We start from the raw sequence: 8,913 nt of genomic DNA on the forward strand, positions 1-8,913 counted from the left end.
GGCGGCCTTCATTATAGTTACGTTATGAGAAAATTGTTGATTGTTGTGTTGCTCTTTCCTTTTGCAGGATTCGCTCAGGATGTGGAATTGCCTTTTGATGAAAGAGGCAAATTTATTTATTATGAAGTAGTTAGTCAGAAAGAGGTGAAGGCTGAAGTGCTGATGGAACGGGCTGCAAAATTTTTTAACAGCTCAAAAGAACTGAAGCTGCAAACATCCCCTCAGGACAGCCTTTGGATGGCCAGAGGAAAGATGGTGATCAATAAAACTGCATTTGTATTGAGTCGCCCTTCCGGGGAGGTCTGGTATCATTTGTATGCTGACTTTAAAGAGGGGAAATACCGCTTCTGGCTTACGGATTTTAGTTTCATTTCCTATCATAGAGATCGGTATGGTAACTTCGTCCCTGAAACTACAGTCGCCATCCCTTTGGAAAATAAACCCGGGAAATTAAATGCCGGAGAATGGACTGCTTATTCCAAAGCAACGGCCAGAGAGGCAAAGCTTTTCGCGGAACGTTTTAAGAAAGGGATGTCTGAGAGCGCAATAAATCCCCCTACAGCCAAAGCCGTTCCTACTGTAGATACAAAAAATCAAAAATGGTAATTAATGTACCATTTTATCCGCACAGGTAGAGCTGGCAAAAGCCTCTGGCTTTGCTTTGAAGATGAACCCCATGCTGAGGATATACCCCATTGCCTCGTTTAAAGCTTTGTTGGATTTAAACATCGGATTGGTGTTAATGTCGGCATGAACTTCCAGGTCTACATCATACAGGTCCAGCAGATCGCATACAGAATAGGCGGTCTCAATGGATTTCTGTACTTCTACCAGCATCCTTTCCTTAATGCTCATCTTCTGAAGGGTCTTTTCCTGATGAATGTACATGAAGCCTCCGTGGTGCTCTCTCAATAAAACGATTACGGTGGCAAAATCAGTTACAGGTCCCTTTACCTGTGAATCTGTACCGATACAGACCTTGAGGTGGAATCCTTTTTCAGTCTCCCTGATGATGGCTTGTTCTACTTCTTCTAAAATTGACGAGTGGATGATCTCGCCGCTAAATTTCTTCCAGGTCATACGTTATTGGTGTTATGGTGAACAACCCGTATTCAGGTTTCCTAAAAATAAGTGGATTAAATTAAAAAGCCGTTAACTATTTATTGTTTAATTGCTAACAAATGCTTAATTTTCAACAACTTGAACTAAGTTTTGTGCGTATTTGCATTGTAAAAAGGCTTTTTTGTGTTAAACCTTTCCGGAAGTTGATTTGTTATACTAATTCCTTTGCACTTTCCGTTCAATAATATAAGGATCAATTTGTTAACTTAAATATAAGCATTATGAAGAGTGAATTGTTAAACGAGTTTTATTTACTTCAACAAAGCAGGGCTCCTTATGACTATCGGGAGGTCTTAGATGAACAGGTATACCTGCCTATAAAGAAGGCAAACCATAAAATGAGCAGCTGGATTTCCAGACGGGGAAAGATGCTATTGAACCTGGATGTGAAATTAAATAGTTCTATGAAGCACTTGAGAAAGAAGTATTTGAAATTTTAAGCCTTATCTTTGTGCCATTATGGTAGAAAAGATACTGGAGAAATTAAAAATTACTTCTTTGAACGAGATGCAGCAGGCATCGCTTGTAGCGACCGGGAAGGGGAGTGACGTCGTTTTATTGGCACCTACAGGATCCGGAAAAACATTAGGGTTTTTATTTCCTGTATTGAAGAACCTCAATGCGAATGTTAAAGGGGTTCAGGCCCTGATTCTTGTTCCTTCACGTGAGCTGGCTTTGCAGATTGAACAGGTATTCAGGCAGATGGGGACCGGTTTTAAGGTGAACTGCTGTTACGGAGGTCACCCTGTAAAAACAGAAAGAAACAACTTTGAGCAACCGCCAGCAGTACTGATCGGTACACCCGGAAGAATAGCCTATCATTTGCGTCATGAGAATTTTGATGAATCACCCATCCATACTTTAGTACTGGATGAATTTGATAAAGCCCTGGAATTTGGTTTTCAGGAAGACATGTCTTATATCATTGCGAAATTACTTTCTTTAAAACAGAGAATCCTGACTTCGGCTACGGCAATGCAGGAGATTCCTGAGTTTACGGGAGTTAAAAAAGCAGTGGAGATTGATTTTTTAAAGGATGTGAAGGTTGCTCCGGATCTGAAACTTAAAAAAGTACTGACTACTGCCGAAGATAAACTGGATACTTTATTCCAGCTGATCTGCAAGATTGGAAATAAAACCACTTTGATTTTCTGTAACCACCGGGAAACTGTAGACAGGATCAGCGATCTTTTGATTGATAAAGACCTGGCACATGATATCTTTCACGGAGGTATGGAGCAGGATGAGCGCGAACGTGCCCTGCTGAAATTCAGAAATGGAAGTATCAGGATTCTGATCACTACGGATCTGGCCTCCCGCGGCCTGGATATTCCGGAGGTGGAATATATCATTCATTATCAATTGCCTTATACGGAGGATGCTTTCTTACACCGTAACGGACGTACTGCCCGTATGAATGCAAAAGGTACTGCTTACCTGGTGATTGCTGATGATGAGAAGTATCCTTTTCTGAAGGGAGATATCGAAACTGAAAATCTAAAGGGAAGTTTTGCTTTGCCTAAAGATAGCCAATGGCAGACGCTTTATATTGCTGCAGGTAAAAAGGATAAAGTCAATAAAATTGATATTGTTGGCTTGTTGTTGAAAAAGGGCGGTTTGCAAAAAGAAGATGTGGGTTTGATCGAGGTGAAAGACCAGGCTTCTTATGTTGCGGTGAAAAGAAATATGGTCGGGCGTGTATTAGGCGCTTTGACCAATGAGAAAATCAAAAATAAAAAGGTTAAAATTGAAATCGCAATGTAAATTGCTTTTGTTAAGAATAGATCTAAATAACATACAAAAAGTTCAGAAAAATGAGCAATAACGATATTTTTAAGAAACTGCGTGTCGCCCTGGAGTTGACAAATGATGATATTATTAAAATTATGGAGCTGGTTAATTTCAAGATTACTAAAAGTGAGCTTGGTTCCTTTTTCAGGAGCGATGACCATCCCAATTTTAAACCTTGCGGTGATCAGATCTTAAGAAATTTTTTAAATGGTCTGGTGATTTATAAAAGAGGACCAAGAGAACCCAGACCTGCCGCTGAGCCGGGAGTATAGAAATTGTGTTTCTCAAAAACGGGTAAGAAAATAATTTATTTTCTTACCCGTTTTTTTATGCACCAGATTTTATAATGCGGGTTTATAATGAAAATAGACGCTATTTGCTGTAATTTGTTGATAATTAATTTAATGTGTTTCTGATAAATTTTTATTGAAAACTTTTTCTTATTTAATTACGTAGATTTTAATAGGTAAATAAATTACCAAAAATTTGTATCTTGACAGTATTATGAGGAAACTGTTGCCTTAAGCTGGCGGGTGGGTGTTCCAAATAAAGACGGAACGTGAATTGTAAAGGCAACAAGTGTTATCTTTTTTGATAACGCTGTTTACCTTTTTTTATTACACTTCATATCTACCTAATATGAGTACATCTATTCCTCTCTCAGCAGTTTTTGCTGCCCCTCTATCTTTTTCTGTTTTTTTTGAGAAAATCTTCCCGGATGATCCTCTGGCTTTTGTTCCATTGGTTAATCTTTCTCATTTCTCCATCTTTTAACTGCCACTTATGAAAAAAAACTTCTACCCAAAGCAATTCCTGAATTCAGTTATTTCTTTATTTGATGCAATAAGAGCTTTTGCTAAGATGCAGTTGAATGTGATGGGCAGCCTTTGCCTTTTGCTGTTTATGCTCTCGTTTTTCACTAAGGTTTCCGCACAGGTACAAGCTACCGGTGGAACCGGATTGTATAAAAACAATATTTACTGGCTCAATTTTACGGGATTGGACCTGGCTGCAGGACAAACCAAAACATTTACATTTACTGTTAATGGAACTGTAGTTACGGCGACTATTGATAATGTGGTTTTCTCTTCAGGCGGAGCCGGAGCAAGATTAAGGCCTTATAGATCAGGTTCATGGTCAGGGGATCGTCTGGACCGGTTATATAATATTGGTGGTACAGGAACGAGTAACACGTTGATCAATGCCATTACAACTATTCCTGATGGTGCCGATGTGACTTTTCGTATCCGTGCCTATGCGACCACAAGCGGTAGTCCGGCGGATATTGGATTAGTTTTCGGTAATGCTGAGGATGATTCCTCTGTAGAGTTCACTCAAGGTAATACTGATGGGAGTAACTGGAAACTACTGGAAAGAATCATCACCAATAACAATTCGCCAAGATCAATGATTTTCAGTGCTGCAGATAAGACCGTAAGGTTAAATTGCAGTGAAAATGCTGCACTTTTATATACCGATAAACCTGGAACAAGTTCGTCAAGTCCTTTAACGATCAATTGTTCGATTCAGGCGGGTGGGCTTACCGCTATGGCTTTGGGATTAATGACCTATACGGAAACATCAGATGCACCTCTGACTTATGGTTCCCCGATTCACACACTTACCCCTGCCATCACTGGTGGAGGAAATCCTACTCCAGGTATTAACAATACGGTGTCTCTGGCAAATCCTGAGCAGATTACTCCAGGGACAGTTACTAAACCTCCTACCCCAAAATTAGGAGCAATAGCAGGTGATTTTGACCCTGCATCTTTTACATCTTTAGGTGCAAATGCAGACGCAGATAACCTGAATGGTGAAAATGATGAGGATGGTATTGCCAGTTTTCCGAGACTTAGGGTCAATGCAACGACTTATAGCCTGACTGCTAACGTGGGTAACACCACAGGTGCAGCTGTAAATCTTGTGGGTTGGATAGATTTTAATCGAAATGGAACATTTGAAGCTGCTGAAGGTGTACAGGTAAGTGTGCCGAATGGGGCAACAACTGCCACATTAACCTGGAATGGCCTTTCTGGTCTGGTGGCGGGGCAAACCTATGCCCGGTTCAGGATATCGAATACCATAGCTTCGGTTTTAACAACAGGGACTCCTGAATCAGTGATCAGTAACGGAGAGGTGGAAGATTATACCTTACAAATCTTACCACTGGATTTTGGGGATGCACCGAATAGTTATGGCACCAGACTCATCGATAATGGTCCGAGACATGCCCTGGATAGCAGGCTTAGGATTGGAGCTACAACTGATGGAGAGCCTGATGGTCAACCTGTTGCTGCGGGAGCAAATGCGAACGGAACAAATGGTGATGGATTGGATGAAGATGCCTTTGCGAATTTACCCGTGCTGACCACTGCGGCAACCAGTTATAGCATGACTGTGCCAGTGATTAACACTACAGGTGTGGCTGCCAGGATGATTGCCTGGGTAGACTTTAACAAGAACGGTACTTTTGAAGCCTCAGAAGGGCTGTTGGTAAGTGTGCCAAATAATGCAACTTCAGTGGTTTTGAATTGGACAGGACTGGCCAATCTGACTGCAGGGCTTACCTATGCACGCTTACGTTTGACCACTGATCCGGTTAGTACCGCTACGACGGGGGGAGCAATGACCGATGGGGAAGTAGAGGATTATAGCGTCATGATTGAACGTTCTTATGATCTCGGACTACTCAAAACTTCAAATCCAACTACTGTTAGTGCAGGTTCTGCACTGACTTATACCATTACCCTGACGAACAATGGGCCAAGTCCGATGTTGGCAGCTGATGTCATTAAAGTGGTGGATAACCTGCCTGCCGGATTCACACCTACCAGTTATGTGGCCGGACAAGGTACTTATACCAGTGGTAGCGGAAATTGGACAGGACTTACCTTGACCAGCGGACAAAGTACAACTTTAACAATAGCTGGCACGGTAGCCGGAAATGTGACCAGTCCTCTGACAAATACGGTAACTGTAACTAATCCTCCGGGAATTACTGATTTTGTACCCGGTAATAATACTGCGACAGTCGTCACCAATGTAAACCGGGTGATCGATTTGGAAGTCACCAAAATTTCGACCCCAAATCCTGTGGCTGCAGGAAATGGCCTCAATTATACCATTACACTTAAAAATAATGGCCCGAGTAGCCTGTTAGCATCGGATATTGTTACTGTAGTGGATAATTTACCTGCAGGCTTTACCGCCTCAGGATATACCGCTGCCAATGGAACTTATAACAGTACTAATGGAAATTGGAGCGGACTTACCTTAGCCAGCGGACAAAGCACTACACTAACGATTTCGGGTACAGTTGCTGCCGGAGTTACCACTCCCTTAACCAATACGGTTACGGTAACTGCACCGGCTGGAATTACAGATCCGGTTTCGGCAAATAATACTGCTACAGATGTCAATACTACTCAAATTAAGCCGGTATTGAAAATCACTAAACTTGGCGCTGCTAATGTAACTGCAGGTAATGTGGCTACGTATACACTGACGGTTACCAATACCGGTAGCAGTAATGCCATTAATGCAGATATTTCAGATGCAGTACCCGCAACATTAACAAATGTAAGCTGGAGCAGTTCAGTTGCTGGCAGTGCTTTGGTTACCGCCGGGGCAACGGGTTCCGGTAATGCTGTAAATCTAAAATTGAATATTCCTGCCGGAACAGGAAACTCTGTAACGGTAACCATCACCGGTACGGTAAATCCCGGAGCAACAGGTACAATCAGCAATACCGCGACGGTAACTCCAGCTGAGGTGAACGGGACAGGAAGTAATTCTACGGTAACCTCAAATGTAACCAGTACTTCTGGTGTGACTATTGCAAAAACAGGCCCTTCAACTGCGGTGGCAGGAAATGTAATCAGCTACCAGATTGAGGTTGGAAACAATGGACCAAGTAATGCGACCGCCATCCAGATTACGGATCCGGTTCCTGCTGCGTTAACCAATGTAAGCTGGTCTACTCAGATTGCTGGTACTGCCACTGTTACGGCCGGAACTAACGGAAGTAATTCCAATGTAAATGTAACGGCAAATATTGCTGCGGGAGCTTCCAATAAAGTTACAATTACAGTAACTGGCACCATTAATCCGGCTTTTGCAGGAGACATCACCAATATTGCGACCGCAACACCTAAAGAGAGTGGAAGTACGCCTGTCAGTTCGCAAGTACTAACAACTGTTAAAAAACAACCTGCATTTACGATTACTAAAACCGGACCCGCCACAGGTATTGCGGGCGAAAATATAGCTTATACCATTACGGTTAATAATACCGGACCTTCAAATAGTTTAAATACCCTGATCACAGATGCAGTCCCATCTACGATTGCTAATGTGAGCTGGACATCCACGGTTACAGGAGGTACTGCAGTGATCAATACAGGTGCAACGGGAACTGGAAATGCCATTAGCCTGAATGCTGATTTTAATGCAAACAGTACGATACAATTAGCCGTTTCCGGAACTATAAATTCAAATGCAACAGGCACTATTACCAATAGTGCTACAGTAACGCCGGCAGAGCCTGGGGTTACCCCAGGCACTTCTACGCCTGTGAATACGGTGTTAACTGCGAAATCAGGTTTAACAATTTTGAAAACTGCCCCTGCAACTGCAAATTCAGGAGCGGCGATTTCATATACGATAACGGTTGGCAATACCGGACCAAGTAACGCCATTGCAGCAAAGATCAGTGACGTTATTCCTGCGGAAATTCAGGGAGTTAGCTGGATATCTGCTGTTACCGGTAGCGCAAGCTTTACTTCCGGGGCAACTGGAAATGGTAATAACTTAGAGGCTGTAGTCAATATTCCTGCCGGCACAGGCAATAAAGTAGTGTTTACGGTTAATGGAACCATCAGTTCAGCATATAGTGGCAATAGTGTAAATACGGCCTCTGCGACAGCGACAGAGCCAGCCAGTCCTTCACCAACCTCTACAAGTACCACTGCAGTGGGTAGAGTACCACAATTGTCGGTTACTAAGAGTGGCCCTTCAAATGTGATTGCAGGAGATGCCATCACTTATAAAATTATCGTGAGCAATACTGGGATTAGTGATGCGATTGGTACAACCATCAGAGATAATATTCCGGCTAAGATTACCAATGTAACCTGGGTGGTTAGCAAAACAGGAACCGCAAGTTTTGTGGGAAATGCATCCAATACCGGTAGCAATATCAACTTTACAGGAACTATTCCTGCAGGCGCAGGAAATACGATAGTGATTGATGTTACCGGAACGGTACTGGCTTCAGCAACGGGAAACTTTAGTAACATGGCGATCGCCCTCCCGGCGGAACCGGTACCTTCGGTGAACTCGAATACCGTGACGACCACTATTTCCAATCAATCAGGATTGGTGATGTTGAAAAACGGACCTGCTACCGCACAGGCAGGAACGGCCATTTCTTATACTTTAAAAATTACCAATAACGGGTTAAGTGATGCGGTCAATGCATTAATCACTGACCTGGTTCCAGCTGAAATCAAAACAGTGAGCTGGAGCTCTGCCACCCAGGGTTCTGCTACCCTTATCGGTAGTGGCAGCGGCACCGGAAATTCAGTAAGCCTGAATGGTAATATTCCTACCGGAGCTGCCAATGCAATTGTGGTGACCATCAACGGAACTGTTGATCCATCGTTTAGTGGGAACATCAGCAATACCGCTACTGCAGATCCTTCGGAAGTGGGTAGTCCTTCTTCGAGTTCTACGGTAACCACACAAGTAGGTCGTACACCAGTGGTGACGATTGCAAAAACAGGACCAGCGACTTTAACTGCGGGTCAGAACATCAGCTATACCATAGAGGTCAGCAATACCAGTGTTGCCGATGCAAAAGCATTGGTGATTACGGATGCTGTACCTGCAGAAGTTACCAACGTAAACTGGAGTACTACTACTGCTGGTTCAGCAGGATTGATCGGTACAGGAACGGGAACAGGAAATGCAATTAGCATCACTGGAAACCTTCCTGCC

At 42.9% G+C, this 8,913-nt stretch carries 6 protein-coding genes; 5 read left to right on the forward strand and 1 reads right to left on the reverse strand.

Annotated elements, in window-relative coordinates; translation table 11 throughout:
* Window positions 1-24: 24 nt before the first annotated feature.
* Window positions 25-606, forward strand: coding sequence for a DUF4468 domain-containing protein (locus tag BUC20_RS19330; protein ID WP_073232663.1), 582 nt, complete (start codon window positions 25-27; stop codon window positions 604-606).
* Here BUC20_RS19330 and BUC20_RS19335 read toward each other — a convergent pair whose 3' ends face one another.
* Window positions 607-1,080, reverse strand: coding sequence for a ribonuclease H-like YkuK family protein (locus BUC20_RS19335; RefSeq protein ID WP_073232664.1), 474 nt, complete (start codon window positions 1,078-1,080; stop codon window positions 607-609).
* Between the two features lie 263 nt (window positions 1,081-1,343).
* Here BUC20_RS19335 and BUC20_RS19340 point away from each other — a divergent pair, with 263 nt between their 5' ends.
* The 4 genes from BUC20_RS19340 to BUC20_RS19355 all read left to right on the forward strand — a co-directional run.
* Window positions 1,344-1,562 carry a hypothetical protein gene (locus tag BUC20_RS19340; RefSeq protein WP_073232665.1) on the forward strand — a complete coding sequence of 73 codons (219 nt, stop codon included), beginning with the start codon at window positions 1,344-1,346 and terminating at the stop codon, window positions 1,560-1,562.
* Between the two features lie 16 nt (window positions 1,563-1,578).
* Window positions 1,579-2,886 carry a DEAD/DEAH box helicase gene (locus BUC20_RS19345; protein WP_073232666.1) on the forward strand — a complete coding sequence of 436 codons (1,308 nt, stop codon included), beginning with the start codon at window positions 1,579-1,581 and terminating at the stop codon, window positions 2,884-2,886.
* 50 nt (window positions 2,887-2,936) lie between these two features.
* The gene (locus BUC20_RS19350) at window positions 2,937-3,185 is read left to right on the forward strand and encodes a DUF1456 family protein (RefSeq protein ID WP_073232667.1); all 249 of its coding nucleotides are present in this window, start codon (window positions 2,937-2,939) and stop codon (window positions 3,183-3,185) included.
* Window positions 3,186-3,696: 511 nt separating this feature from the next.
* The coding region (locus BUC20_RS19355) for a CshA/CshB family fibrillar adhesin-related protein (protein ID WP_143166847.1) at window positions 3,697-8,913 on the forward strand (5,217 nt) is incomplete at its 3' end.

Source organism: Pedobacter caeni (genome assembly GCF_900129215.1).
GTDB classification, from domain to species: Bacteria; Bacteroidota; Bacteroidia; order Sphingobacteriales; family Sphingobacteriaceae; genus Pedobacter; species Pedobacter caeni.